Here is a 24,737-nt window from a genome sequence, read left to right as displayed (position 1 = left end):
CTTCTCCATCCCGAATCAAGACTTCGAATCACGTCAAAAAGGAGCATGGCTGTATACCTCCCAATCTAAGGATCCGTATTTATACGTTTTTCCGAGGAAGGAAGTTTTTAGCGCGGCTCAGGCTCAAACCGGGGATTTTATAACCTAAAGGCTATATTGTATTTATTTGATACGTTTATGCTTGCCGACTGTAAATCAATCGCAATACTGTGATCCATATCGAAACGAAAGACGGAACGCCCCAGCGGGTGGGCGCCGTCTTCAACTGCAAAGGATTCGATCATGGGCTTGAACATCGGCGGCCTCGGCAAAGGCGGTTCTTTCGGCGGCTTCGGCGGCGGCAGCATCTTCGGCAAGGGCGGCTCGCATGGCGGCGGCAAGACCGGCGGCTCCAGCAACCACGGCGGCAGCTGGGGCAATTGGGGCTCTCAGGGCGGCTCGCACGGCGGCGGCAAGACCGGCGGCTCGCATCAGGCCGGCGGCGGCAATTGGGGCAACTGGGGCAACTGGGGTTCTCAGGGCGGCAAGGGCGGCTCGCACGGCGGCGGCAAGACCGGCGGCTCCAGCAACCACGGCGGCGGCAATTGGGGCAACTGGGGCTCTCAGGGCGGCAAGGGCGGCTCGCATGGCGGCGGCAAGACCGGCGGCTCCAACAACCACGGCGGCGGCAATTGGGGCAACTGGGGCAACTGGGGTTCTCAGGGCGGCAAGGGCGGCTCTAAGGGCGGCTCCAAAGGCGGCGGCTCGCATCACGCCGGCGGCGGCAGCTGGGGCAACTGGGGCTCTCAGGGCGGCAAAGGCGGCTCGCATGGCGGCGGCAAGACCGGCGGCTCCAACAACAACCACGGCGGCGGCAGCTGGGGGAGCAATTGGGGCTCTCAGAGCGGCCACGGCGGCAGCCATGGCGGCAAGAAGAGCAAGCACGCCTGAGGCTTGCGCCGCGGCTTAGAGCGCCTTCCCGACCAAACTGCGTCGTGAAACGCTCTCGGCTTTCGCTTGGCGGCGCGTTCACGAGGCGAAGCCCCTCCGGCTTCGCCGGAAAACGCTCCAGTCCGGCTTCGCCGGAAAACGCTTCAGCCCTCGTCCGTCCTCCCTTGCGGAGAACGGGCGAGAGCCGCGACGGCTTCTCCTCGCTTTCGACGGCGCCCTCTCCGGGATTTCGGGGAGGGCGTTTCCATGAGGGAGGAGCCCCTTCTCAGCAGGGCGCGGCCCGCAGCGCCTCAGAAGCCGAGGCGCGCGCGCAGAGCCGACCCGTTGCGGCGCTGATGATGCTCGGCGGGATTCACCTGATAGACCCCGAGATTCCGGCGGAAGGCGTATCCGGCCTCATGGCCGCGCCGCCAGCAGAGCACGGCGGGGGTCTCCAGAGTCTTGGCGCCGTTCTCGTAGACGGTCAGCAGCGCCACGCGGGGCGGAGAGGCCACGGAGACCCGCAAACCGCCGGAGGAGATGTCGAGCACCGAGACGTAATGACCATCCAGAACCGCGCGGACGCCCGCGGCGAGACGACGATCGGAGGTGCGGCTCTCATGGGCGACGGCGGCCGCGGCGCGTTTTTTAAACATATGCTTCACTCCTGAGCCTAAGTCCGGGGAGAACCTTCGTCTGAAGGTCTCGCCGGGAGGGATGCAAAGCTCATGCAAGCGCAATCCATGGTCTAACTCCTTGTTTTTTCGTGGCGGATCGCGGGAGAACTCCCGTCTCCGGCTCAAAAAAAGACGAAGGCCGCCCCGAAACGGGACGGCCTTGCGCAGATCGGCGCGCGGCGGGGCTTCAGGCCCCTCGCGAAGGACGGCGGCTCAGCGGCCGGGGGCGGCGGCGCGGATCTCCTCGCCGACCTGCTCCTCATATTGGGCGAAGTTCTCGATGAACATGCGCACCAGCTTATCGGCCTGAGCGTCATAGGCGGAGGCGTCGGCCCAAGTGCCGCGCGGGTCGAGCAGGGAGGAATCCACGCCTGGAACTTCGAGCGGAACCTCGAAGCCGAATTTCGGATCCTTGCGGAACTTCGCCTTGTTCAGCGAGCCGTCCAGCGCGGCGGTGAGCAGCGCGCGCGTCGCCTTGATCGGCATGCGCTTGCCGACGCCGTAGGCGCCGCCGGTCCAGCCGGTGTTGACCAGCCAGCAGCTCGCGCCGTGCCGCGCGATCTTCTCGCGGAGCAGGTCGCCGTAGACCCGCGGATGACGCGGCATGAAGGGCGCGCCGAAGCAGGTGGAGAAGGTCGGCTCGGGCTCGGTGACGCCCTTTTCGGTGCCCGCGACCTTGGCGGTGAAGCCCGAAAGGAAGTGATACATCGCCTGAGCCGGAGTCAGCCGCGCGATAGGCGGCAGCACGCCGAAGGCGTCGCAGGTGAGCATGACCACATTGCGCGGGAAGCCGCCGAGGCCGGTCTCCGAGGCGTTGGCGATCACGTCCAGCGGATAGGCGACGCGGGTGTTTTCGGTCAGCGAGCCGTCGTCGAAGTCGATCAGGCGGGTGCGCTCGTCGTAAACGACGTTCTCCAGCACCACGCCGAATTTCGAGGTGGCGGCGTAGATCTCAGGCTCGGCCTCGGCGGAGAGGCGGATGGTCTTCGCGTAGCAGCCGCCTTCGAAGTTGAAGACGCCGTTCTCGGACCATCCATGCTCGTCGTCGCCGATGAGGATGCGCGAGGGATCGGCCGAAAGCGTGGTCTTGCCGGTGCCGGAAAGCCCGAAGAAGACCGCCGCGTCCGCCGCGTCGCCGCGGGCGTGGTTGGCCGAGCAATGCATGGGCATGACGCCCTTGGCCGGAAGCAGGTAGTTCAGGATCGTGAAGACCGACTTCTTATTCTCGCCGGCGTAGGAGGTGCCGCCGATCAGCACCAGCTTCTGCTCGAAGGAGATGGCGATGACCGTCTCGCTGCGGCAGCCGTGGCGGGCCGGATCGGCCTTGAAGCTCGGAAGATTGACGATGGTGAACTCAGGCGAGAAGCTCGCCAGCTCGGCGGCTTCGGGACGGCGCAGAAGCTGGCGGATGAAAAGCGCGTGCCAAGCCAGTTCGGTGACCATGCGGACGTTCAGCCGATAAGCCGGATCGGCGCCGCCGTAGAGATCCTGCGCGTAGAGGTCGAGGCTTTTGGCGTGGGCGAACATGTCGGCCTTGAGCGTCTCGAAGGCCGCGGGCGCGAGGGGGCGGTTGTTCTCCCACCAGATCGAATTCTCGACCGAGGGCTCGCGGACGACGAACTTATCCTTGGGCGAGCGGCCCGTATGCTTGCCCGTCTTGACGGCCAGAGCGCCGCCGAGCAGCAATTCGCCCTCGCCGCTCCGCACGGCGCGCTGCGCCAGAACCGGGGGCAGGTCGTTCCAGGAGACAGAACGCGCCTCCAGACCCAGTTTCTCGAGGCCCAGCGCCTCATTCCGCAAGCCTGAATTCGTCACGACGCGTCTCCTGATCAGCCGTCCGCAAAAGCCCGAAAGCGCCGCCTCGCAGGCGACGCGTCCTCTAAAACCCTACGGAATCCTTATAGCAATTTTCATGTCTCTTGAAAAGAAGCCCCGCAAGGATCTTACCGCGCCATTCCGACACAGAGGCGTCATGCGGCCTTGCGCTCCGGCTTGGATTTCCGGGCGGCTCGGGCCAGACTACGCCGCGCCGAAGAGCGTCGCGAGGGCCGATCAGAGCAAGTTTCGCGCCGGATTCGAGGCCGAAAACGACAGAAAGCTAAAAGGGAGGCCGTCATGGCGGAAGGCGAAGGCAGGACATGGCTCGCCGCGCAAAGCGCGACGCGGGCGACGGAGATCGCCGCGCGGCTGGAGGGCGCCAGCTCGGCGGAGCTGCGGGCGGAGCTGGATCGGCTGATTCTCTGGAATCGCCGAATCCATGACGAGGACTGCGTGAACCTCGATCCCGCCGCCAACGTCATGCATCCGCGGGCCGAGGCGGCTCTTGCGCAGGGGCTCGGCTCGCGGCCTTCGCTCGGCCATGCGGGGGCGAAATACGAGACCGGGCTGGAGGCGATCGAAGAGATCGAGGAGATCGCCCGCAACCTCGCCATGGAGATCTTCGGAGCCCGCTTCGCCGAGATCCGCGCGCCTTCGGGCGCCCTCGCCAATCTCATGAGCTTCATGGCCTGCGCCAAGGCGGGCGACCGCGTGATCACGCCTCCGGCGGCCATCGGCGGCCATGTGACCCATCAGACGCCCGGCGCGGCGGGGCTTTACGGGCTGGAGGTCCATAACTCCGCGCCCGACCGCTCCGGCGCCTATACGGTCGATCTGGAGCTGTTGCGCGAACAGGCCCTGAGGCTCCGGCCCAAGCTGATCAGCATCGGCGGCAGCCTGAACTTCACGCCCCATCCGGTGGCCGAAATCCGGAGCATCGCCGATGAGGTCGGGGCGAAGCTCCTCTTCGACGCGGCCCATCTCTCCGGCCCCATCGCGGGCGGGGTCTGGCCCAATCCGCTGAAGGAGGGCGCGCATCTCCTCACCATGAGCTGCTATAAAAGCCTCGGCGGGCCGCCTTCGGGGCTGATCCTGACCAATGAGCCGGATCTCGCGCAGAGGCTCGACGCCATCGCCTTTCCCGGCCTCACCGCCAATTCCGATCCCGGCAAGGCCGCCGCCCTCGCCTACGCCCTGCTCGACTGGCGCGCGCCCAACGGCCCCGCCTACGCCCGCGCCATGGTCGAAACGGCGCAGGCTCTGGAGGCGGCGCTCCGGGCCGAGGGCTTGCCGGTTTACGGCGAAACCCGCTCGCATCAATTGGCTCTGGAGGCGAAGGACTGGGGCGGCGGCGGCGCCATGGCTCAGCGCCTGAGGAAGGCTAATCTGCTGGCCTGCGCCATCGGCCTGCCGATCCCGGAGGGCGACGGGCTGAGGCTCGGAACTTCGGAGATGGTCCGGCGCGGCCTGACGCCTCAGGAGGCGCCCGAACTCGCGCGGCTGATCGGCCGGGCGCTTTACGAGGCGCCGGAGAGCGTCGCGGCGGAGGTCTCGGCCTTCCGCCGCCGCTTCACGGGCTTCCGCTTCGTCAGTTAGGCGGCCATGATGGGCGCGGAGGCGGGAAATCCCTCCCGCATCCGCCTCGGCAGCCGGGCGAAGAGCGTCAGGCCCCGCGCGACGAAGCAGACGTGCAGCGCCGCCCAAAGCCCATGATTCCCGAACAGCGGAATCAGCATCCACAAAGCCGCGACGAAGATCGCCACCGAGAGGATCATGCGGTTCCGCATGTCGCGCGACCATGAGGCGCCGATGAAGACGGCGTCCATCTGAAAGGCGAGGAAGCCCGAGAATCCCGCGAAGGCCGCCCAGAGCAGATGCTCATGGGCCAGAGCCCGCACCTCCGGCAGATTGGTCATGCCGGAGACCAGCCGGTCGCCGAAGAGCAGGATGCAGCCCGCCGAGACCAGCCCCATCGCCGCCGACCAGAGCGTCGTCAGACGCACCGCCCGCAGGAAAGTCCGGCGCAGGCCCGCGCCATAGGCGCGTCCGCCCATCTGCTCGGCGGCCATGGCGAAGCCGTCCATGAAGAAGGTCAGCAGCACGAAGAGATTCATCAGCAGCGCGTTGGCCGCCAGAACCTCCGGGCCGAATTGCGCCCCCTGCCGCGCGAAGAGCAGATAAACGCAGAGCAAAGCGAAGGAGCGCGCCATGATGTCGCCGTTCATGGCCATCATGCGCCGGAAAGCCGCCGGATCGCGCAGAAGCGCCCGGCTCGGCCGGGCCTTGGCCCGCGCGAAACGCCGCTTCACGAGCGCCAGCCCCACGATGGCCGCCAGAGCCTCGCCGCCGATGGTCGCCCAAGCCACCCCCGCCACGCCCCAGCCCATCCAGAGCCCCAGACTCAGCGAGAGGACCAGATTCGCCCCGTTCAGCGCGAGTTGAATCCCGAGGCCCGTCCGGCCTTCGCCGCGCCCCAGCACATAGCCGAGGATCGCGTAATTCAGCAGAATCAGCGGCGCGCCGAGCATGCGGATGCGGACGTAGACCTCCATGGCGGCGCTCACCGCCGGATCGGCCTGCATGAAGGCCCGCCCCGCCCAGGCGACCAGAGGCGCCGCCAGAGCCAGAATCGCGCCCGCCGCCAGAGCCACCGCCGCCGCGCGCAGAAAGGCGGCCTGCTCCTCGGCCTCGTCGCCATGGCCGAGGGCCTGCGCCACCAGTCCGGTGGTGCCCGAGCGCAGGAAGTTGAAGCAGCTGAAAACGAAGTCGATGACCACCGCCCCGACGGCCAATCCGCCGATGAGGGCGGCCTCGCCCATGCGCCCGACCACCGCCGTGTTGACCACGCCGAGAAAGGGCGTCGTCAGATAAGCGAGGGACATGGGAACGGCGATGGCCAGAACGGCCCGGTTCGTGACCGGAAAATCACGGGAGGAATCGTAAGATTCGGCGCTGAAGTCGCGCATGACGGCACCAAAAAGGCGATCAGGGGAAAATGAGGCTCAGGGGCGCGGCTTCGGGCCGCGCGCCTGCGTTCCCCCTACGCCCTTCCCGGCGCGAAAGCGAGAGGCCGGCGAGGGCCGGCCCCGGAACAGGCGCCGAGCGTGGGAGAAAAGCGACGGCGCGGCTGCCGAGGCGCCTCAATCGCGGGGGTTTCGCGAAGGCGGAGCCCCCATCTTCGTCTTCGCCGGAAAGCGCCGGGCGATGAAGCTCTTCACGGCGACCATGGTCAGGCCGAAGGCCGCGCCCATGATCAGATTCCAGCCCCACCCGCGATTCACGGCCCCATCGTCGAAGAGGTCGCTGAAGAGCGCATAGGGCGCGCCGAAAGCCGCCGCCGCCCCGAAGACGTCGGCCAGCCGCCGCCCTAAAGGCCGCGCTTTCGCCTCGCTCACCCCCGGCTCTTCGCTTACAGCGCGAAGCTGACGCCGCAGCCGCAGGCCGACTTCACCTGAGGGTTGCGCACCACGAAGCGCGCGCCGATCAGCACGTCCTCGTAATCCACCACCGAGCCTTCGAGGAAGGGAACCGAGACGGAATCCACATAAAGCCGCGCCCCGTCGGTGGTCACCACGAGGTCGTCCTCTTGCGGCGGAGCCTCCTCCAGCGCAAATTCATATTGAAAGCCCGAGCAGCCCCCGCCCTGCACCGAAAGCCGCAAGGCTTTTTCGGGGCCGCCTTCCTCTTTCAGGATCTGCTTGAGCCGCCGGGCGGCGGCGGGCGCGAAGGCGATTTCGGAGGTCATGACGCGTCTCCTCGGATTTCGGACCCGCCGGAGGGGTGAGGCGCGGCCTTCGCCTTCCGTCAGGGACTCGTCCTGCAATATCGCTCTTCGACCGGCTTAATTTCAAGAGGGCCCCCCGCGATGACCTCCTCTTCCTCCGCCTTGCAGCCTTTTCAGGCTCCGCGCGCGCCCTTCGCCGCCTTCGCCGATCCGGCTTTGGGGCGGCTCCATCCCGAGCCGGAAAGCGCCCATCGCGCCCCTTTCGCCCGAGACCGGGACCGGATTCTGCATTCCGAGGCCTTCCGGCGGCTGAAGCATAAGACTCAGGTCTTCGTGGATCCCCATGGCGACCACATCCGCACCCGCCTGACCCATACCTTAGAGGTGGCTCAGGCGGCGCGGGCTCTGGCGCGGCGTCTGGGGCTGGACGAAGACCTCGCGGAAGCGACGGCCCTCGCGCATGATCTCGGACACGCGCCCTTCGGCCATGCGGGCGAGGAGGCTCTGAACGAGGTCATGGCCCCTTGGGGCGGCTTCGACCATAATGCTCAGGCGATCCGCATTCTGACCGCCCTTGAGCGCCGCTACGCCGATTTCGACGGGCTGAACCTCCATCTGACCACGCTGGAGGCCGTCGCCAAACATAACGGGCCTCTGCTCAAGCCGGGCGAGAGCCTCGACGCCCTGCCCTGGGCCTTGCGCGAAGCCTCCAAGCGGATCGACTTCGACCCCTGGCGGCAAAGCTCCGCCGAGGCCCAATGCGCCGCCATCGCCGATGATCTCGCCTATAACACCCATGACCTCGAAGACGGGCTGCGGGCGGAGTTCTTCACCCTCGACGACCTCAAGCCCCTGCCCCTGATCGGCGAATGCCTCGCCGAGATCGACCGCCTGCGCCCCGGCCTCGATCCCGAACGCCGCCGCCATGAGGCCCTGCGGCGGATGTTCGGGCGGCTGATGGAGGACGCGCTCAGGGAATCCCTGCGCCGCATCGCCGAGGCCGCGCCGCGGACTCCTGAGGACGTCCGCGCGGCGCCCTTCCCGCTGGTGGATTTCAGCCCCCATATCCGCAGGGAGCTGAAGGCGATCCAACAATTCCTTTTCAAGCGAGTCTATCGTCACTACAAGGTCAGGCGCATGGCGGCCAAAGGCCAGCGCGCGCTGCGCGAGGCGTTCGACTCGTTTCTGGCGGATCCGCTGCTCCTTCCCGAGGACTGGCGCGGCCCCGAGACCGAAACGACCGACTCCGAAGCGGCGCGGGCGCGGCGCGCGGCCGACTACCTCGCCGGCATGACCGACCGCTTCGCTCTGGAGGAGCATCGTCGGCTCACCGACCCAAGCTTTCGCGCCTGACAGGCGTCCTTATCTTTGGCATTCGCAGCATCATCATGACCGTTTTCGCCGATTTCCGCTCCGTCGTTCTGGACGCCCTCGCGCAGTTGCAGGCGGAGGGCCGAGTCCCCTCCGGCCTCGACACGGCCGCCGTCGCCATGGAGACGCCGCGAGATCCGGCCCATGGCGATCTCGCCACCAACGCCGCGCTCGTGCTGGCCAAGCCCGCGAAGATGGCCCCGCGCGACCTCGCGGAGGCTCTGGCGGAGAAGCTGCGGGCGCATCCTCAGGTGCGCTCGGCGGAGCCCGCCGGACCCGGCTTCCTCAATCTGCGGGTGGATGAAGCCGTCTGGCGCGCCGAATTGCGCGAGGCCGTGGATCTCGGCGCGGCTTGGGGCCGCTCGGAGATCGGCGCGGGGAAAAGCGTCGACGTCGAATTCGTTTCGGCCAATCCGACCGGGCCTCTGCATGTGGGCCATATGCGCGGCGCGGTCTTCGGGGACGCCCTCTCCAGCCTCTTGCAGGCGGCGGGCTGGTCGGTCACGCGCGAATATTACATCAACGACGCGGGCGGGCAGGTCGACACCCTCGCGCGCTCGGCCTATCTGCGCTACCTCGAAGCCCATGACCGCTCCATTGAGATTCCCGAGGGCTATTATCCGGGCGAATATCTGCGCGACGTGGGGGCGGCTCTGCGGGCCGAATTCGGCGACCGCTTCGTGGACCAGCCCGAAGAGGTCTGGCTGGAGCCGATCCGCGAATTCGCCGTGGCCCGCATGATGGACGAGATCCGCGAGGATCTCGCGGCGCTCAACATCCATATGGATCTTTACTCCTCCGAGAAGGCCATCGCGCAATCGGGGGCCGTGGAGAAGGCCATCGGGCGGCTTGAGGACATGGGCCTGATCTATCGCGGCGTGCTGGAGCCCCCGAAAGGCAAGCTGCCCGAGGATTGGGAGCCCCGCGAGCAGACGCTCTTCCGCTCCACCGCCTATGGCGACGACGTGGACCGCCCCATCCGCAAATCCGGCGGCTCTTGGACCTATTTCGCCCCGGACATCGCCTATCATTACGACAAGACCCAGCGCGGCTATGATCTGCTCATCGACGTTCTGGGCGCCGATCACGGCGGCTACGTCAAGCGGCTGAAGGCGGCGGTGGCGGCGCTCACGGAAGGCCGCACGCCGTTGGACGTCCGGCTTTGCCAGATGGTCAACCTCTTCAAGAACGGCCAGCCCTATAAGATGTCGAAGCGTTCGGGGAACTTCGTCACCCTGCGCGACGTCATCGACGAGGTCGGGCCGGACGTGGCGCGCTTCGTCATGCTCATGCGCAAGAACGACGCCCAGCTGGATTTCGACTTCGACAAGGCGCTGGAGCAATCCAAGGACAATCCCGTCTGGTACGTGCAATACGCCCACGCCCGCACGGCCTCTTTGGCGCGTCAGGCGCAGGAGGCGGGCCTCCTCTTCGACGACGCGGCCCTCGCCACGGCGGACGCCGATCTGCTGGACCATCCTTCCGAGATGGCGCTCATCCGCAAAATCGCCGAATTTCCGCGCCATGTGGAGGGCGGCGCCCAAGCTCAGGAGCCGCATCGCATCGCGTTCTACCTCTATGATCTGGCGGGCGTCTTCCATGCGCTCTGGAGCCGGGGCAAGGAGGAGGAGGAGCTTCGTTTCGTGCAGGCCTCGGATCCCGAAGGCACCAAGGCGCGCCTCGCGCTCGTGCGGGCGACTCAACTGACGCTTGCGAATGGGATGCGAATCTTGGGCGTGACGCCGATGGACGAAATGCGCTAACCTTACTGAAACACATCTTCGGCGCAGACCGTCAAGGCTGAGGAGGGGGCGCGCAGCGCTTCGAGCAGGATCATGACCACGCAGAACACGACCACTCCCGAAGCTTCCGCCCCTCAGAGCGGCGGCGGTCGGGGGGGCCTTCTGGCCCTTCTCAGCGTCGCCCTCGTCGGAGGCGTGATGTATTCGGCCTATCAATTCGGCAAGCGCCCCGGCGAGGCCGCCGGCGCCGAGACCCGCGCCATCGTCGCCGCCAACGGCGAGCCGATCACGGTGGTTTCGGCCCCGGCCGAGCCGCTGCGCAGCCCCCCGGAGGAGCCGGGCGGACTCGTGGCGCCCGATCAGGCCCGCGCCGCCTATGAGAGCCTCGGGCCGCGCCCCATCGAGCCGGCCAGCGCCCGCGTCACGGAATTCCAGTCGGCCGAGGAGACCGAGCGCCCCGCCGGGCCCATGGCCGCTCGCGCGGTGGAATCGGCGGATTCCATCGCCCTGCGCGCCCGCAACACCGAGATCCACAGCATCGGTCTGGCGGCGGTGCCGCCGCGCGCCGACATGACCCGTCCGGGCGAGACCTTCGCGCTGAACGCGCCCGAGCGCGATCTGGCGGCGCCGGGTCTGGCGGCGGCGCTCTCCTCCTCCAGCGGCGGCGCGGGCGCGCCCGCCGCCTCGGCTTCGGGGCCTCTCGGCCCGCGCGCCTCTCAGGCCGCCGCCGCAGGCGGAGCCACCCCGCCCTCGGGCCTTGGGCCCGTGGCCTCCACCGCGCTCGGCGCCCCCGTCGGAGCCGCGCCCGGCGCCGCCCCGCGCGGCCCGACGGTTCAGGCCGCCCAAGCCCAGACTCAGCCGCAGGCCGGAATTCCGAACGCGGGCGCGCCCTTCGCCGCCCCGGGCGGCGTCGCGCCCATCGGCCCCTCGGTCGCGACTCCCGCGGGCGTCCTCGCCTCCGCCGCGGAGGCCGCTCCGACGGCTGAAGGCGCGGCCCTCGCCGAGGCGCCGCAGGCTTCTCCGCCGCCGCGTCCGCGCCCCACGCCCGCCGCTTCGTCCAGCGTGGTCTCGCAGGTGCGGGCCGTCGCCGGAATCGACGTGAGCGCGGCCCCGGCCGCTCAGGCTCAGCCCGTCGCGCCCACCGGCTTCGCGCCGCAGTCTCAGGTTCAGGCTCAGCCGCGCGTCTTCGCGCCCGGCCAAGCCACCATGACCCTCGGTCAGGATTTCGCGGCCACGGCGGCGGGCGTCGACCCGCGCGCGGCGGCGGCTCAGGCCGAAGCCCAGCGCCTCGCTTTGATCGAGGCGCAGCGCGCTCAGGCCGAGGCCATCCGCCTCGCCCAGACGCCCGCCCAACCGCCCGCTCAGCCGCAATACGCCGCCGCCCAACCCCAATACCTCCAGCCGCAGCCGCAATTCCAGCCGCAGCCCGCCGCCGCGGCGCGCGGGGCGCAGATCCAGCTCGGCGCCCTGCCCTCGCCGGATCAGGTGCAGCAGCGCTGGGCCTCGCTTCAGCGGAGCAATCCCGATCTGCTCGGCTCGCTGCGTCTGGACATCCAGCCGGTGACCACCGGCGCCGGACAACAGCTCTTCCGCCTGCGCGCGGGTCCGCTGGCCGATCAGAATTCGGCGCGGAACCTCTGCGCGGCGCTTCAGGCGCGCGGCGTCGACTGCTACGCCCCGCCCTCGTAAATGGCGGCTTCTCCGGTCATCTTCGGATGCCTCGGGCCCGCGCTCTCGGATGAAGAGCGCGGGTTCTTTCGCGAGGTCTCGCCTTGGGGCTTCATCCTCTTCCGGCGCAACGTCGAGAGCCCGGAGCAATTACGCCGTCTGACCGCCGATCTGCGCGAGTCGGTCGGCCGCGAGGCGCCGATCCTCATCGATCAGGAAGGCGGCCGCGTGGCGCGTCTGCGGGCGCCGCATTGGCGGACGTGGCCCGCGCCGCTCCTCGGCATGGAGGCCCGGCTTGAGGAGGCCGAGAAGCTGGCCGCCCTCACGGCGCGCTTCCGGCTCATCGCCGCCGAATTGCGCGGCGTGGGCGTGGACGTCTGCTGCGCGCCCCTGCTCGACGTGCCCGTCCCCGGCGGCCACGACATCATCGGCGACCGCGCCATCGGCCTCGACGCCGAGACCGTGGCGCGGCGCGGCTTCGCCCTGCGCGAGGGGCTGACCTCGGGCGGCGCGCTGCCGGTGATCAAGCATATCCCCGGCCATGGCCGGGCCATGGTGGACAGCCACCTGCACCTCCCTTGCGTGACGGCCTCGCGCGAAGAGCTGGAGCGGGTGGATTTCGCCCCCTTCCGCCAGCACGCCGACGCCCCCTTGGGCATGACCGGACACATCGTCTTCGAGGCCATAGACCCCGAGGCCCCGGCCACGCTCTCGCGCAAGGTGGTTCAGGAGGCGATCCGCGGCGCCATCGGCTTCGACGGGCTGCTCATGACCGACGATCTTTCCATGAAGGCCCTCTCCGGCGATTTCGAGAGCCGCGCCCGTCAGGCTCTGGCGGCGGGCTGCGACATGATCCTCCATTGCAACGGCGAGATGGAGGAGATGGCGCCGGTGGCCCGCGCCCTCTCGCCGCTGACGGGCGAGGCGCTCCGCCGCGCCGAGGCCGCCGACGCCGCCCGCCTCGCCATCCGCGAGGCCGCTTGCGACGAAGAGGCCGATCTGGCGCTTTGGCGCGCCTTCGAGGCGCGGGCGAAGCTCCATTCCGCATAAAAAATCCGGGCGGGCGCCGGAGCGGGAAAACATAGCCCATCCAAAAGATTAGGTTTCCTCCTGATGCGGATCTCCGCCGCATCGGGGCCGCATCGCGGCGGAAACCCTCCGCCGTCCCTCTTGGAGGCGGCCGCCCAGCCCCCTACATCGTAAAGCGTCGATTTTTCATCGGCCTCCGGGAGCGGCTGCGATCCGCCCCCTGAGGCCGCCGATTCTCTCCGACGCCCGCCCTCCGGCGGGCGACGAGACGAAGGAGACGCAAGATGGAATGGGATGTTCTCGCCGGCCGCTGGAAGCAGCTGAAGGGCGCCGCCAAAGAAAAATGGGGCGAACTCACCGACGACGATCTTCTGGAGATCGAAGGCGCGCGCGACAAGCTCGCGGGCAAGCTCCAGCAGCGTTACGGCTACGCCAAGGCCGAAGCCGAGAAACAGGCGGACGACTGGTCCGCGCGGCTCGCCGACGACGGCGGCGTGACCTCCGACGAAGCGCGCGACGCCGCGGCGGCGCGTCAGGCGGCGCGAGCCTCCGGAGATTCCGGCGTGCTGAGCGAAGTCGTGGAGGGCTGGCGCGACATGGCCGGATCGCTCAAGGAGAAATGGGGCGCGCTCACCGACGCGGATCTGGACGAGGCCGAGGGGCGCGCCGACCGCCTCGCGGCCAAGCTTCAGGAGAAATACGGCTACGCCAAGGAGGAGGCCGAGCGTCAGGTCGAGGCTTGGACCGATCAGGCCCGCCGCGCTCTGAAATCCCGCCGCGACGCGGGCTGACGACGCCTTCCCTTTCTGAGGTTCCTCTCCAAAAACTCGCCCCCCATTCGCAAGAATGAGGGGCTTTTTCAGGTCCGAACCACGGAGGCCGTCACTTCTGCGGAATGATCCGCAGCGAGAGATCGCGCAATTGCTGCGGCGTGGCCTCGGCGGGAGCGCCCATCATGAGGTCTTCGGCGCGCTGGTTCATCGGGAAGAGCACCACCTCGCGGATGTTCTCGGCGTCGGCGAGCAGCATGACCATGCGGTCCACGCCCGGCGCGATGCCGCCATGGGGCGGAGCGCCGCAACGGAAGGCGTTGAGCATGCCGCCGAAGCGCGCCTCCACCGTCGCGGCGTCGTAGCCGACGATCTCGAAGGCCCGCAGCATCACCTCAGGCAGATGGTTCCGGATGGCGCCCGAAGAGAGCTCCACGCCGTTGCACACGATGTCATATTGATAGGCGAGGATGTCGAGCGGCTCCTGCGTGTTCAGAGCCTCAAGCCCGCCCTGCGGCATGGAGAAGGGGTTATGCGAGAAATCGACCCGCTTCTCTTCCTCGTTCCACTCATACATCGGGAAATCGACGATCCAGCAGAAATCGAAGCGGTCCTTGGCGGTGAGGCCGAGTTCGCTTCCGACGACGTTGCGCGCCTTGCCCGCGAAGGCGGTGAAGGCTTCGGGCTTTCCGGCGGCGAAGAAGACCGCGTCTCCGGCCTTCAGCCCAAGCTGCTGGCGGATGGCTTCGGTGCGCTCCGGCCCGATGTTCTTGGCGATGGGTCCGGCGGCGTCGAGCGCGCCGTTCTCCTCGCGCCAGAAGATATAGCCGAGGCCCGGCTGGCCTTCCTTCTGCGCCCATGAGTTCATGCGGTCGCAGAATCCGCGCGAGCCGCCGCCCGGCGCCGGAATGGCCCGCACTTCGACTTTCGGGTCTTTCTCGATCATCCCCGCGAAGACCTTGAAGCCCGAGCCCGCGAAATGCTCGGTCACGGTCTGCATGACGATGGGATTGCGCAGATCCGGCTTATCCGAGCCGTATTTCAGCAGCGCCTCGCGATAGGGGATGCGCGGGAATTCCGGCGTGACCGGACGGCCCTTGCCGAATTCCTCGAAGATTCCGCGCATCAGAGGCTCGACGGCCTGAAACACGTCCTCCTGCGTGACGAAGCTCATCTCCATGTCGAGCTGATAGAACTCGCCCGGCGAGCGGTCGGCGCGGGGGTCTTCGTCGCGGAAGCAGGGGGCGATCTGGAAATAGCGGTCGAAGCCCGCGACCATCAGCAATTGTTTGAACTGCTGCGGCGCCTGAGGCAGGGCGTAGAACTTGCCGGGATGGAGCCGCGAAGGCACGAGGAAGTCGCGCGCGCCCTCGGGGCTGGAGGCGGTGAGGATCGGCGTCTGATATTCGGTGAAGCCGAGATCCCACATGATTTCGCGCAGACGGCGGATGACGCTGCTGCGCAGCTTCATCGCGGCGTGAGGCGCCTCGCGGCGCAGATCGACGAAGCGATATTTCAGGCGGGTCTCTTCGGGATAATCCTGATCGCCGAAGACCGGCAAAGGCAGATTCTCGGCGCGGCTGAGCGGCTCGATGGCGCGGGCGAAGACCTCGACCTCTCCGGTGGGGAGAGCCTTGTTGACCGTCTCGGCGGGGCGGGCCTTGACCTCGCCGTCGATGCGGACCACCCATTCCGAGCGCAGAGCCTCGGCCTCCTTGAAGGCGGGCGAATCGGGATCGACCACGATCTGCGTGATTCCGTAATGATCGCGCAGATCGATGAAGAGCAGGCCGCCATGATCGCGCACGCGATGCACCCAGCCCGAAAGCCGGACGCTTTGTCCGATGTTGGCGGCGGTCAGCTCGCCGCAAGTCTGGCTGCGATAGAGATGCATCGGGAATTCTCCGGGAGGTCGCGGAATCGGGCGCAAAAGCGCATGCGGGGCCTGTCCTGTCAAGTCCGGCTCCGGCGGGAGGCGGGGCTCTAAATCGCCCGCGTCGCCAGAGCCACCGTCAATTGCGCGCTCAGCTGCGCCCCGAGCCCGAGTTGGCGGACCCGCTTCAGCCGCTCGGCCAGCAGGATCGCCGCGAGCTTGCGCAAGGCGCCGTCGAAATCCTCATTGAGCACCAGATAGGAATATTCGCTCCAATGGCTCATTTCGGCTTCGGCCTTGGCCATGCGGCTGCGGACGACTTCGGCGGAATCCTGCCCGCGCGAGACCAGACGGCGCTCCAGCTCCTCCAGCGAGGGCGGCAGAATGAAGACGTCGACCACCGACTCCGGCGCGGCCTCGCGCAATTGCCGCGCGCCCTGCCAATCGATGTCGAAGAGCACGTCGAGGCCCTGATCCATCCAGGTCTCCACCGGCGCGCGGGGCGTGCCGTAGAGATTGCCGAAGACCTCCGCCCATTCGAGCATCTCGCCCGTCTCGACCTTTTTAAGGAATTCGGCGCGGGTCATGAAGAAATAATCGCGGCCCTCGGCCTCGCCGGGACGGATGGGGCGCGTGGTCGCCGAAACCGAGAGCTTCAGCTCCGCATCCGAAGCCAGCAAGGCCCGCGCGAGGCTGCTCTTTCCGGCGCCCGAAGGCGAGGAGAGCACCAGCAGCGCCCCGCGTCGGGAGAAGCGGGCTTCGGGGCGGGCGCTTTGAAGCAGACGTTCGGCGTCGCCTTGAGTCATGAGCGGCGGTCTTTCCGTGAAGGGAGGATCATTCGAGGTTCTGGGCCTGCTCGCGCAGCTGATCTATGGCGAGCTTCAGATCGAGCCCCGTCCGCGTCAGCTCCAGAGAGGGCGATTTCGCGCAAAGCGTATTGGCCTCGCGGTTGAACTCCTGAGCGAGGAAGTCCAGCTTGCGCCCGACGGCGCCGCCTTGCTCCAACAGCGCCTCGGCGGCGGCGGCGTGGGCGCGCAGACGGTCGATCTCCTCGCGCACGTCGGATTTCACCGCCAGAAGCGCCAATTCCTGCGCCAGACGCGCCGGATCAAGCTCGCCGCGCGTCTCCATCAGCGCCTCGACCTGAGTCCTGAGCGTCGCGGCGGCGGCGAGTCCGGCCTCGGCGGCTTCGGCTTCGGCTTTGGCGGCGAGCCGCGCGACCGTCGCCACATGGCCCGCGAGGGTGGTCTTGAGCCGCGCGCCCTCGGCCTTGCGGGCGGCCGCGAGGCCCTGCAGCGCGTCGTCGAAGCCGATGCGCAGGGCCTGCGTGAGCGCGGGGCTCGGCGCGGCCTCGACGGGGCGCTGGGTCTCCAGCGCGAGCAGCGCCTCCGCCGCGACCGGCGCGAGCGGCAGGCCCAGAGCCTCCAGAGCCTTGCGCGCGGCGGCCACCCGACGGGCGGCGCGGGCGAACTCCTCGCCCTCGGCGGCGCCTCCGGCGGCGACGGGCGCGAGATTGAGGCTCGCCATGAGCGAACCGCGCTCGAAACGGGCCTGAGCGGCGGCCCGCACGTCGGGTTCGAGCGAATCCCAGCCATGGGGCAGCCTCAGGCGGATCTCCAGCCCCCGCCCGTTGACGCTGCGCAGCTCCCAGCGCCAGCGCAGGCCGCCCGCCTCGCCTTCGGCGGCGGCGAATCCGGTCATGCTTTGAGTCTCGCCCGGCTGAGCGGCGGCGCGCAGGCGGCTCATCCGGCGAGCGCCGCTTTGACCAAAGGCCCGACCGCGCCCATGTCGAGGCGGCTCCCATGGGCGGCCTTGAGCGCGGCCATGACCCTGCCCATGTCGCGGGGGCCGGAGGCGCCGGTTTCGGCCACGGCGGCGCGCACGGCTTCGGCGGTCTGCTCAGGGGTCAGGGGCTGAGGCAGGAATTCGCGGATCACCGCGATTTCGGCGCGCTCCTTATCGGCGAGATCCTGACGTCCGCCCGCCTCATATTGCGCGATGGAGTCTTCGCCTCTTTTGGCGAGCTTGGCGAAAGCCGACAGCAGATCCGCGTCGGCGGCCTCTTTGGCGCCGGCGCCCCGCGCCTCGACGTCGGCTTTGAGGATCTCGGCGATCATCATGCGGATGGTCGAGAGCCGGGCCGCGTCGCGCGCGAGCATGGCCTGTTTCAAAGCGGCGTTGAGCGCAAGGCGCGGCGCGGGCTGCGACATGAAGCGAATCCTCCCGAATTCTTGAACCGCTGGTTATATAGCCCTCGCGCGCGCGACGCAAAGCCGCGCCGCAGGCCGCCGGGCGCCTGCCCCGCGGGCGGGGCCTTTCCTTGACGCTCCGGGCGACGGGCGTTACATGAGGCGCGCCCGCGACGCCGGGAAAAGTCCCGCGGCGCCGATGCAGGGCCTTTCGCTTTTCCGGAGACGCGCCATGACTCAAAATTCCGCCGAAACCGCCGCGCCCGGAGCTTCTCAGGACCTCCGCCGCCCCACCGCCGTTCTGGTCCTCGCCGACGGGCAGGTCTTTTACGGACGCGGCTTCGGCGCGCCCGGCGAGAAGGTCGGCGAACTCTGCTTCAACACCGCCATGACCGGCTATCAGGAGATCATGACCGATCCCTCATACGCCGAGCAGATCGTGGCCTTCACCTTCCCCCATATCGGCAATACGGGCGTGACCCCCGAGGACGACGAATCCGCCGACGCGGCGGCCCTCGGCATGGTGGTGAAGCTCGATCCCACCGAGCCCTCGAACTGGCGGGCTCTGGAGACCCTCGATTCCTGGCTGGCCAAGCGCGGCCGGATCGGCGTGGCGGGTCTGGACACCCGGCGCCTGACCCGCCTGATCCGCGATCAGGGCATGCCCCACGCCGCCCTCGCCTACGACCCCGAGGGGAATTTCGACATCGAGGCCCTGATCGCCAAGGCCAGGGCCTGGAAGGGCCTCGTGGGGGCGGATCTCGCCAAGCAGGTGAGCTGCGCCCAGAGCTATAAATGGAGCGAAGCCCGCTGGATCTGGCCGAAAGGCCATGTCCCGGCCCCCAAGCCGCGCTATCGGGTGACGGCGCTGGACTACGGCGCCAAACGCAACATCCTGCGCTGCCTCGTGGAGATCGGCGCCGACGTCACCGTCCTGCCCGCCTCGGCGGATCTGGAGCAGGTGCTGGCTCAGAAGCCCGACGGCGTCTTCCTCTCCAACGGCCCCGGAGACCCCGAAGCCACCGGCGCCTACGCCGTGCCGATGATTCAGGGCGTGATCGCCCGCGACATCCCGATCTTCGGCGTCTGCCTCGGCCATCAGATGCTGGCTCTGGCTCTGGGCGCCAAGACCAAGAAGATGAAGCAAGGCCATCACGGCGCGAATCATCCGGTCAAGGAGCTCTCGACCGGCAAGGTCGAGATCGTGTCGATGAACCACGGCTTCACCGTGGATTCCGAGAGCCTGCCCGAAGGCGTGCTGGAGACTCACGTCTCGCTCTTCGACAAGACCAATTGCGGCGTGAGCGCCAAAAACGGCCGCGTCTTCTCGGTGCAGCATCACCCGGAGGCCAGCCCCGGCCCGCGCGACAGCTTTTATCTTTTCGAGCGTTTCGCGCGCAATATGGCCGAAGCTCGCTGATTGGAGGAAAATCCGCCCACGACTCACCTGATGGGCGGATTTTCTTGCCTCCTGCGTCTTCCGAAGGCCATCCTTTCGCATCGCTCGTCTCTGAGAGCGATCGCGGAGGGGACGTGCCGAAAGATTCGGGAGAGGACGGCCGCGCAGGGCGCAAAACGGCTTCGCGCATCCGGCCGAAGCCGCAGTCTTCGCGCGCCCCTGAGGCCCCGGCCTCCTCGCCGGCCTTCGTCTCCGCCGCCGCCGATCCGAGCCTCAGGGCCGAGACGGGCGCCGCCTTCTGGCAGAAGGCGGCCTTGTCTCCCCTGCTCCTCGGGGCGCTGACTCTGGCCGCCCTCGCGCCCTTGACCGCCTTAGCCGCGCTTTTTCTCGGTCTGGGCGCGCTGACTTTCGGATTTCTGGCGCTGCGTCTGGCTTTGCTGCGGCCTTGGGGAGTCGCCGGCTTTCCGCGCGCGCCCTCCTCCGCGCTCCGCGAGCCGGATCAGGAGATCCTGCCGCGAATCACTCTGCTCATCGCGCTTTATCGCGAGGCCGCGAGCGCCCGGCATCTGCTCGCCGCGCTGCAGGCTCTGGATTATCCCCGCGACCGCCTCGAAGTCCTCATCCTGCTGGAGCAGGACGATCTGGAGACCTTCGCCGCCTTCCGCGCCTTGCGTCCCCCGAATTGGATCCGGCTCATCGTCGTGCCGGATGGGGCGCCGCGCACCAAGCCCCGCGCCTTGAACTGGGGCTTGGCCGAAGCCGCCGGAACCATCGTCGGCGTCCTCGACGCCGAGGACCGCCCGGAGCGGGATCAATTGCGCAAGGCCGCGGCGGCCTTCGCTCAGGCCCCGCCGGAGACGGCTTGTCTTCAGGCGCGGCTCGGCTGGTACAACGCCTCCACCAACGGCCTGACGCGCGGTCTGGCTCTGGAATATGCGGGCTGGTTCGGGCTGCTGCTGCCCGCTCTGACGCGGTTAGGCTGTCCGATCCCGCTCGGCGGCACCTCCTGCTATCTGCGCGCGGAGCCTCTGCGCGAGGTCGGCGGATGGGATCCATGGAACGTCACGGAGGACGCCGACCTCGGCTTCAAGCTGGCCCGGCGCGGCTGGCGCTCCGCGACGCTCGACTCCCTCACCAAAGAGGAGGCGGTTTTGACGCCGCGCGCCTGGATCCGGCAAAGAACCCGCTGGATCAAGGGCTTCCTCGTGACCTGGATCGTCCATATGCGCGATCCCGTCCGGCTCTGGCGCGAGATCGGCCCGGCGGGATTCTGGGTCTTCAACGCGCTGACCCTCGGGTCTTTTCTGGCCTATCTGGCTCTGCCGCTGCATCTGACGGCGCTGGCCTGGCTGCTGATCGCGGGCGAGGCCCCTTGGAGCGGAACCCTGCCGGAGCGGGTCGGGCGGGTTCTGGAGACGCTCTTCTGGGCGGGTCAGGGCGTGGCGACCGGCATGGCCTTTTGGGGCGCATGGCGCGGCTACGGCCTGCGCTTCGCCTTCTGGGCGCCGCTTCTGCCCCTTTATCTTGGGATCTTCGGCCCTCTCGCGGCGCTGCGGGCCGCGAGTCAGCTGCCGCGCTCCGCCTTCCTCTGGGAGAAGACGGCCCACGGCTTCGATCAGGGAGAAGTCGCGCCTTCGCTCCCCGCCGCTCCCGCCGGATGCGTCCCGGCGGGACGCCAGGATTCGCGCGGCGCGGTGTAGTCGGGCGGCTCGGCCAGATCCCGCAGGCTCCAGCCCGTGGCCTGCATGCCGAAGAACAGCGCCGACCAGAGCGCCACCGTCAATCCGGTGGTCCAGAGCAGGGTGCGCCCGATGCGCGGATTCTCCGGCGCGCTGGCGGGCGTGCCGGGGACGATCTCCCCGGCCTCCTCTTGGCTGCGCGTGTTGAAGGGCAGGATGCAGAGCAGCGCGAGCCACCAGATCACCGCGAACATCACGATGGCCGAGGTCACCGCCATGGCTTAAGCCTCCTTCTCATCGGCCGCAGGGATCAGACCTGCTCCAGCTCCACGAGCACGCCGTTGAAGTCCTTGGGATGCAGAAAGAGCACCGGATTCCCGTGAGCGCCGATCTTGGGCTCTCCGTCGCCGAGGACGCGGGCGCCTTTGGCCTTCAGCTCGTCGCGGGCGGCGCGGATGTCCTCGACCTCATAGCAGACGTGATGCATTCCGCCCGCCGGATTTTTGGCGAGGAAGCCCGCCACGGTCGACTCCGCCCCGAGGGGCTCCATCAGCTCGACCTTGGTGTTGGGCAATTCGACGAAAACCACCGTCACGCCATGCTCCGGCATGGCTTTGGGCTCGGAGACCTTCGCGCCGAAGACCTCCTTATATTGCCGGGCCGAGGCGGCCAGATCCGGCGAAACGATGGCGACATGGTTCAGACGACCGATCATGGCTGCGCTCCCTCTGGGGTCCGCGCGAGGCTTATCCCGCTCTTTCTTCGGCGGCAAGGCGACGAAAGCGCGCCCCCGATTCCCTCGTCTTCCGCCGATTTCAGACGCGAATCTCGCGCGCAAGGCGTTTCGCCCCCCTTTGCGCAATTGAGAGGTAAGGTTCTTTCGACTATTTTGCGGAGAAAGCCGGACCGCTCCGCGGTCCTCCCTCAAATGTCTTTTCGGGAGCCGGATCGTGGAGCTGGTCGCCATTCTCGTCTTGGTCGCCTTGGTGCTGATCACCCTTTTTCTCGCCGTCCGGACCGTCCCGCAGGGCGAACAATGGACCGTCGAGCGCTTCGGCCGCTATACGCGCACGCTGCAGCCGGGCCTGAATCTGCTGGTGCCCTATGTGGACAACGTCGGCAAGCGCCTCTCGATGAAGGAGGAGCTGCTCGACGTGCCCGAACAGGACGTCATCACCCGCGACAACGTGATGGTGCGCACCGACGCCGTGGTCTTCTTCCAGATCCTCGACGCCAGCGCCGCCGCCTATGAGGTGGGCAACCTCGCGAGCGCCATCATCAACCTCGCGATCAGCAACATCCGCACGGTGATCGGCGGCATGGAGCTGGACGACGTGCTCACCCGCCGCGACGAGATCAACAAGCGCCTGCTCGACGCCATCGACGAAGCGACCCACGTCTGGGGCGTGAAGGTGACCCGCGTCGAGATCCGCGATCTCTCGCCGCCGCCCGACATCGCCGATTCCATGGCCCGTCAGATGAAGGCCGAGCGCGACAAGCGCGCCGAGATCCTCGAAGCCGAAGGCGCCAAGCAATCGGCGGTTCTGAAGGCCGAGGGCGCCAAGCAATCGGCGGTTCTGCGCGCCGAGGGCGAGAAGGAGGCCGCGATCCGCGCCGCCGAGGGCCGCCGCGAAGCCGCCTTCCGCGACGCCGAAGCCCGCGAGCGCGCCGCCATCGCCGAAGCCGAGGCCACCCGCGTGGTGTCGGAATCCATCGGCGCCCACGGCGTTCAGGCCATTCAGTACTTCGTGGCGCAGAAATACGTGGATTCGCTCAAGGACATGGCCAGCGCGAACAACTCCAAGATCATCATGATGCCGCTGGAGGCCTCGGGGATTCTGGGCAGCGTCTCGGGCGTGACGGAGCTGCTCAAGGCGACGGGCGCCGTTCCGCCGGGCGGCAAGCCGGGCGCCTGAGCGCGATCCGGCCGGGCCGGAGGCGTCCGGCCGCATTTTCGATCTGGGGGAGCTCCATGGACGTCATTCTCGACTTCATGAATTCGCACGCGGTCTGGGGATGGATCATCCTGGGGCTGCTGCTGATGATCGCGGAGACCTTCAGCGGGGATTTCTTCCTCGCCGGTCCGGCGACGGCGGCGCTTTTGGTGGCGGCGGTTCTGGCGGTCTATCCGCCGCTTCTGCCGAGCCTGAACGGCCAACTTCTGACTTTCGCGGCTCTGGCCTTCGCGCTGGGGATTTCGGCGCGGCGGCTCTCGGCTCCTTGGCGCGACGATAAGGCCGCCGAGGGCATCAACGACCGCATGGGCCGCGTTCTGGGCCGCGAGACTCTGGCCAACGGCGAATTCGTCGCGGGGCGCGGCACCGTGCAGGTGGACGGCATCATGTGGCGCGCGCGGCTGGAGGAGGGCGAGGCCGTCCCCTCGGGCGCGCCGCTGATCGTGACCGGCCATCGCAACGGCGAACTGGCCGTCAAGCCGCTGCGGCGCGGCGGCGCGGGCGCTCCCCCCGAACCCTGAAGCTCGGAACCCTGAGCTTCAAAGCCGCGCGACGCGCCTCCCCTTGCTCAGAACCGGACGATTTCGTAAACCCACGGGAACGAAAGCATCTCTCCGAGGGGTCTCCATGTCGTCCAAGCCCAAGAAGGTCGTGCTCGCCTATTCCGGCGGCCTCGACACCTCGATCATTCTGAAATGGCTGCAAACCGAATACGGCTGCGAGGTGGTCACCTTCACCGCCGATCTCGGACAAGGCGAGGAGCTGGAGCCCGCGCGTCAGAAGGCCCTGACCCTCGGCATCAAGCCCGAGAACATCCACATCAAGGATCTGCGCGAAGAATTCGTGCGGGATTTCGTCTTCCCGATGTTCCGCGCCAACGCCCAATATGAAGGGCTTTATCTGCTCGGCACCTCCATCGCGCGGCCTCTGATCTCGAAGCATCTGGTCGAGATCGCCCGCGCCTCGGGCGCCGACGCCGTGGCGCACGGCGCCACCGGCAAGGGCAATGATCAGGTGCGCTTCGAGCTTTCCGCCTACGCCCTTCAGCCTGACATCCGGGTGATCGCCCCTTGGCGCGAATGGGATCTGACCTCGCGCACCAAGCTGATCGAATGGGCCGAGAAGCATCAGGTTCCGGTTCCGCGCGACAAGCGCGGCGACGCGCCTTTCTCGGTGGACGCCAATCTTCTGCACACCTCTTCGGAAGGCAAAGTGCTGGAGGATCCCGCCGAGGAGGCGCCCGACATCGTGTATCAGCGCACCGTCGATCCCGAGAAGGCGCCGGATACGCCCCAATACGTGACCATCGGCTTCGAGAAGGGCGACGCGGTCTCGGTGGACGGCGTGAAGCTCTCTCCGGCGAGCCTGCTGACCAAGCTCAACGAGATCGGCGGGGCTCATGGCGTGGGCCGTCTGGACCTCGTGGAGGGCCGTTACGTCGGCATGAAGTCGCGCGGCGTCTATGAGACTCCCGGCGGCACGGTGCTCTTGGCGGCCCATCGCGGCATCGAATCCATCACGCTGGACCGCGGCGCGGCCCATCTGAAGGACGAGCTGATGCCCCGCTACGCCGAGCTGATTTATAACGGCTATTGGTTCAGCCCCGAGCGCGAGATGCTTCAGGCCCTGATCGACAAGTCTCAGGAGCATGTCACGGGCGAAGTGCGTTTGAAGCTCTATAAGGGCTCGGTGAACGTGGTGGGCCGCTCCTCGCCCGCCTCGCTCTATAGCGAGCAGCATGTGACCTTCGAGGACGACAAGGGCGCCTATGACCAGAAGGACGCCGGCGGCTTCATCAAGATCAACGCCTTGCGGCTGCGGCTCCTCGCCATGCGCGACCAGCGCCTGAAGAAGGGCTGAGGCTTTTCGTCAGCTGTGAACTTTGCGGGAGCGCCCTGAATCCTCATAGAGATTCAGGGCGTTTTCCTTTTATA

General features: G+C 67.9%; 23 protein-coding genes. 12 read left to right on the top strand and 11 right to left on the bottom strand.

Translation table 11 applies throughout. From position 1 onward, the window contains the following. Positions 1-282 precede the first annotated feature (282 nt). Positions 283-930: a hypothetical protein gene (locus B161_RS17340; protein ID WP_018632837.1), complete on the top strand. Its 648-nt coding sequence runs from the start codon at positions 283-285 to the stop codon at positions 928-930. A 290-nt stretch (positions 931-1,220) separates the two neighbouring features. Here the strand turns inward: B161_RS17340 and B161_RS0107945 are convergent, their stop codons facing one another. Beyond that, positions 1,221-1,565 carry a hypothetical protein gene (locus B161_RS0107945; RefSeq protein WP_018632836.1) on the bottom strand — a complete coding sequence of 115 codons (345 nt, stop codon included), beginning with the start codon at positions 1,563-1,565 and terminating at the stop codon, positions 1,221-1,223. A gap of 234 nt (positions 1,566-1,799) precedes the next feature. After that, positions 1,800-3,401, bottom strand: a complete 1,602-nt coding sequence (locus tag B161_RS0107940; protein ID WP_018632835.1) for a phosphoenolpyruvate carboxykinase — start codon at positions 3,399-3,401, stop codon at positions 1,800-1,802. A 300-nt stretch (positions 3,402-3,701) separates the two neighbouring features. On the opposite strand from B161_RS0107940, the gene B161_RS0107935 reads away from it, so the two are divergent. After that, a complete protein-coding gene (locus tag B161_RS0107935; RefSeq protein ID WP_018632834.1) occupies positions 3,702-5,000 on the top strand; it encodes a serine hydroxymethyltransferase in 1,299 nt (432 codons plus the stop codon). Here the strand turns inward: B161_RS0107935 and B161_RS0107930 are convergent. From B161_RS0107930 to erpA, 3 genes are all read right to left on the bottom strand, one after another. Then, positions 4,997-6,370 carry an MATE family efflux transporter gene (locus tag B161_RS0107930; protein ID WP_018632833.1) on the bottom strand — a complete coding sequence of 458 codons (1,374 nt, stop codon included), beginning with the start codon at positions 6,368-6,370 and terminating at the stop codon, positions 4,997-4,999. The two genes, B161_RS0107935 and B161_RS0107930, sit on opposite strands and share 4 nt — an antisense overlap. 174 nt (positions 6,371-6,544) lie before the next feature. Further along, positions 6,545-6,799 carry a hypothetical protein gene (locus B161_RS0107925; protein ID WP_018632832.1) on the bottom strand — a complete coding sequence of 85 codons (255 nt, stop codon included), beginning with the start codon at positions 6,797-6,799 and terminating at the stop codon, positions 6,545-6,547. A 14-nt stretch (positions 6,800-6,813) separates the two neighbouring features. Continuing rightward, a complete protein-coding gene (gene erpA, locus B161_RS0107920) occupies positions 6,814-7,149 on the bottom strand; it encodes an iron-sulfur cluster insertion protein ErpA (protein ID WP_018632831.1) in 336 nt (111 codons plus the stop codon). Between the two features lie 120 nt (positions 7,150-7,269). On the opposite strand from erpA, the gene B161_RS0107915 reads away from it, so the two are divergent. The 5 genes from B161_RS0107915 (at position 7,270) to B161_RS20370 (ending at position 13,729) form a co-directional block, all read left to right on the top strand. Next, the gene (locus tag B161_RS0107915; protein WP_018632830.1) at positions 7,270-8,481 is read left to right on the top strand and encodes a deoxyguanosinetriphosphate triphosphohydrolase; all 1,212 of its coding nucleotides are present in this window, start codon (positions 7,270-7,272) and stop codon (positions 8,479-8,481) included. A 35-nt stretch (positions 8,482-8,516) separates the two neighbouring features. Further along, entirely contained in the window at positions 8,517-10,262 is a 1,746-nt protein-coding gene (argS, locus tag B161_RS0107910) for an arginine--tRNA ligase (protein ID WP_018632829.1), read from the top strand. A gap of 72 nt (positions 10,263-10,334) precedes the next feature. Continuing rightward, positions 10,335-11,930, top strand: coding sequence for an SPOR domain-containing protein (locus B161_RS0107900; RefSeq protein ID WP_026310281.1), 1,596 nt, complete (start codon positions 10,335-10,337; stop codon positions 11,928-11,930). Further along, positions 11,931-12,959: a beta-N-acetylhexosaminidase gene (gene nagZ / locus B161_RS0107895; RefSeq protein WP_018632828.1), complete on the top strand. Its 1,029-nt coding sequence runs from the start codon at positions 11,931-11,933 to the stop codon at positions 12,957-12,959. A 263-nt stretch (positions 12,960-13,222) separates the two neighbouring features. Next, positions 13,223-13,729 carry a CsbD family protein gene (locus B161_RS20370; RefSeq protein ID WP_018632827.1) on the top strand — a complete coding sequence of 169 codons (507 nt, stop codon included), beginning with the start codon at positions 13,223-13,225 and terminating at the stop codon, positions 13,727-13,729. Between the two features lie 91 nt (positions 13,730-13,820). Here the strand turns inward: B161_RS20370 and aspS are convergent, their stop codons facing one another. From aspS to B161_RS0107870, 4 genes are all read right to left on the bottom strand, one after another. Continuing rightward, on the bottom strand, positions 13,821-15,602 hold the full coding sequence (gene aspS, locus B161_RS0107885; protein WP_018632826.1) for an aspartate--tRNA ligase: 1,782 nt from the start codon (positions 15,600-15,602) through the stop codon (positions 13,821-13,823). 89 nt (positions 15,603-15,691) lie between these two features. Beyond that, entirely contained in the window at positions 15,692-16,387 is a 696-nt protein-coding gene (gene gmk, locus B161_RS0107880; RefSeq protein ID WP_018632825.1) for a guanylate kinase, read from the bottom strand. Between the two features lie 28 nt (positions 16,388-16,415). Then, the gene (locus B161_RS0107875) at positions 16,416-17,327 is read right to left on the bottom strand and encodes a YicC/YloC family endoribonuclease (RefSeq protein ID WP_018632824.1); all 912 of its coding nucleotides are present in this window, start codon (positions 17,325-17,327) and stop codon (positions 16,416-16,418) included. Then, positions 17,324-17,791, bottom strand: coding sequence for a GatB/YqeY domain-containing protein (locus B161_RS0107870; RefSeq protein ID WP_018632823.1), 468 nt, complete (start codon positions 17,789-17,791; stop codon positions 17,324-17,326). The genes B161_RS0107875 and B161_RS0107870 overlap by 4 nt, the downstream gene beginning before the upstream one ends. 211 nt (positions 17,792-18,002) lie before the next feature. Here B161_RS0107870 and carA point away from each other — a divergent pair, with 211 nt between their 5' ends. Together carA and B161_RS17325 are read left to right on the top strand one after the other, a co-directional pair. Further along, the gene (gene carA, locus B161_RS0107860; RefSeq protein WP_018632822.1) at positions 18,003-19,190 is read left to right on the top strand and encodes a glutamine-hydrolyzing carbamoyl-phosphate synthase small subunit; all 1,188 of its coding nucleotides are present in this window, start codon (positions 18,003-18,005) and stop codon (positions 19,188-19,190) included. Positions 19,191-19,303: 113 nt separating this feature from the next. Beyond that, positions 19,304-20,869, top strand: a complete 1,566-nt coding sequence (locus tag B161_RS17325) for a glycosyltransferase family 2 protein (RefSeq protein WP_051085746.1) — start codon at positions 19,304-19,306, stop codon at positions 20,867-20,869. Here B161_RS17325 and B161_RS17320 read toward each other — a convergent pair. Both B161_RS17320 and mce read right to left on the bottom strand, forming a co-directional pair. Next, positions 20,785-21,126 (bottom strand): DUF1467 family protein, encoded by a 342-nt coding sequence (locus B161_RS17320; RefSeq protein ID WP_018632821.1) that lies wholly within the window; start codon positions 21,124-21,126, stop codon positions 20,785-20,787. The two genes, B161_RS17325 and B161_RS17320, sit on opposite strands and share 85 nt — an antisense overlap. A gap of 32 nt (positions 21,127-21,158) precedes the next feature. Further along, positions 21,159-21,563: a methylmalonyl-CoA epimerase gene (mce, locus tag B161_RS0107845; protein ID WP_018632820.1), complete on the bottom strand. Its 405-nt coding sequence runs from the start codon at positions 21,561-21,563 to the stop codon at positions 21,159-21,161. Between the two features lie 235 nt (positions 21,564-21,798). On the opposite strand from mce, the gene B161_RS0107840 reads away from it, so the two are divergent. The 3 genes from B161_RS0107840 to B161_RS0107830 all read left to right on the top strand — a co-directional run bounded on the left by B161_RS0107840 (position 21,799) and on the right by B161_RS0107830 (position 24,663). Next, positions 21,799-22,764 carry an SPFH domain-containing protein gene (locus B161_RS0107840; RefSeq protein ID WP_018632819.1) on the top strand — a complete coding sequence of 322 codons (966 nt, stop codon included), beginning with the start codon at positions 21,799-21,801 and terminating at the stop codon, positions 22,762-22,764. 56 nt (positions 22,765-22,820) lie between these two features. Further along, positions 22,821-23,324 (top strand): NfeD family protein, encoded by a 504-nt coding sequence (locus tag B161_RS0107835; protein WP_018632818.1) that lies wholly within the window; start codon positions 22,821-22,823, stop codon positions 23,322-23,324. A 106-nt stretch (positions 23,325-23,430) separates the two neighbouring features. Next, on the top strand, positions 23,431-24,663 hold the full coding sequence (locus tag B161_RS0107830) for an argininosuccinate synthase (RefSeq protein ID WP_018632817.1): 1,233 nt from the start codon (positions 23,431-23,433) through the stop codon (positions 24,661-24,663). The last annotated feature ends 74 nt before the right edge of the window (positions 24,664-24,737 follow it).

The organism is Neomegalonema perideroedes DSM 15528, assembly GCF_000374145.1.
GTDB lineage: Bacteria > Pseudomonadota > Alphaproteobacteria > Rhodobacterales > Rhodobacteraceae > Neomegalonema > Neomegalonema perideroedes.
This window is presented reverse-complemented; position numbering and strand designations above follow the sequence as displayed.

What these genes read in the sequence shown, in the direction of transcription:
- erpA (WP_018632831.1), bottom strand. Translation starts at nt 7,149, where the DNA reads ATGACCTCCGAAATCGCCTTCGCGCCCGCCGCCGCCCGGCGGCTCAAG.
- argS (WP_018632829.1), top strand. Translation starts at nt 8,517, where the DNA reads ATGACCGTTTTCGCCGATTTCCGCTCCGTCGTTCTGGACGCCCTCGCG.
- B161_RS0107900 (WP_026310281.1), top strand. Translation starts at nt 10,335, where the DNA reads ATGACCACGCAGAACACGACCACTCCCGAAGCTTCCGCCCCTCAGAGC.
- nagZ (WP_018632828.1), top strand. Translation starts at nt 11,931, where the DNA reads ATGGCGGCTTCTCCGGTCATCTTCGGATGCCTCGGGCCCGCGCTCTCG.
- B161_RS0107870 (WP_018632823.1), bottom strand. Translation starts at nt 17,791, where the DNA reads ATGTCGCAGCCCGCGCCGCGCCTTGCGCTCAACGCCGCTTTGAAACAG.
- B161_RS17320 (WP_018632821.1), bottom strand. Translation starts at nt 21,126, where the DNA reads ATGGCGGTGACCTCGGCCATCGTGATGTTCGCGGTGATCTGGTGGCTC.
- B161_RS0107935 (WP_018632834.1), top strand. Translation starts at nt 3,702, where the DNA reads ATGGCGGAAGGCGAAGGCAGGACATGGCTCGCCGCGCAAAGCGCGACG.
- mce (WP_018632820.1), bottom strand. Translation starts at nt 21,563, where the DNA reads ATGATCGGTCGTCTGAACCATGTCGCCATCGTTTCGCCGGATCTGGCC.
- B161_RS0107875 (WP_018632824.1), bottom strand. Translation starts at nt 17,327, where the DNA reads ATGAGCCGCCTGCGCGCCGCCGCTCAGCCGGGCGAGACTCAAAGCATG.
- aspS (WP_018632826.1), bottom strand. Translation starts at nt 15,602, where the DNA reads ATGCATCTCTATCGCAGCCAGACTTGCGGCGAGCTGACCGCCGCCAAC.
- B161_RS0107930 (WP_018632833.1), bottom strand. Translation starts at nt 6,370, where the DNA reads ATGCGCGACTTCAGCGCCGAATCTTACGATTCCTCCCGTGATTTTCCG.
- B161_RS0107830 (WP_018632817.1), top strand. Translation starts at nt 23,431, where the DNA reads ATGTCGTCCAAGCCCAAGAAGGTCGTGCTCGCCTATTCCGGCGGCCTC.
- carA (WP_018632822.1), top strand. Translation starts at nt 18,003, where the DNA reads ATGACTCAAAATTCCGCCGAAACCGCCGCGCCCGGAGCTTCTCAGGAC.
- B161_RS20370 (WP_018632827.1), top strand. Translation starts at nt 13,223, where the DNA reads ATGGAATGGGATGTTCTCGCCGGCCGCTGGAAGCAGCTGAAGGGCGCC.
- B161_RS0107945 (WP_018632836.1), bottom strand. Translation starts at nt 1,565, where the DNA reads ATGTTTAAAAAACGCGCCGCGGCCGCCGTCGCCCATGAGAGCCGCACC.
- gmk (WP_018632825.1), bottom strand. Translation starts at nt 16,387, where the DNA reads ATGACTCAAGGCGACGCCGAACGTCTGCTTCAAAGCGCCCGCCCCGAA.
- B161_RS0107835 (WP_018632818.1), top strand. Translation starts at nt 22,821, where the DNA reads ATGGACGTCATTCTCGACTTCATGAATTCGCACGCGGTCTGGGGATGG.
- B161_RS0107915 (WP_018632830.1), top strand. Translation starts at nt 7,270, where the DNA reads ATGACCTCCTCTTCCTCCGCCTTGCAGCCTTTTCAGGCTCCGCGCGCG.
- B161_RS17340 (WP_018632837.1), top strand. Translation starts at nt 283, where the DNA reads ATGGGCTTGAACATCGGCGGCCTCGGCAAAGGCGGTTCTTTCGGCGGC.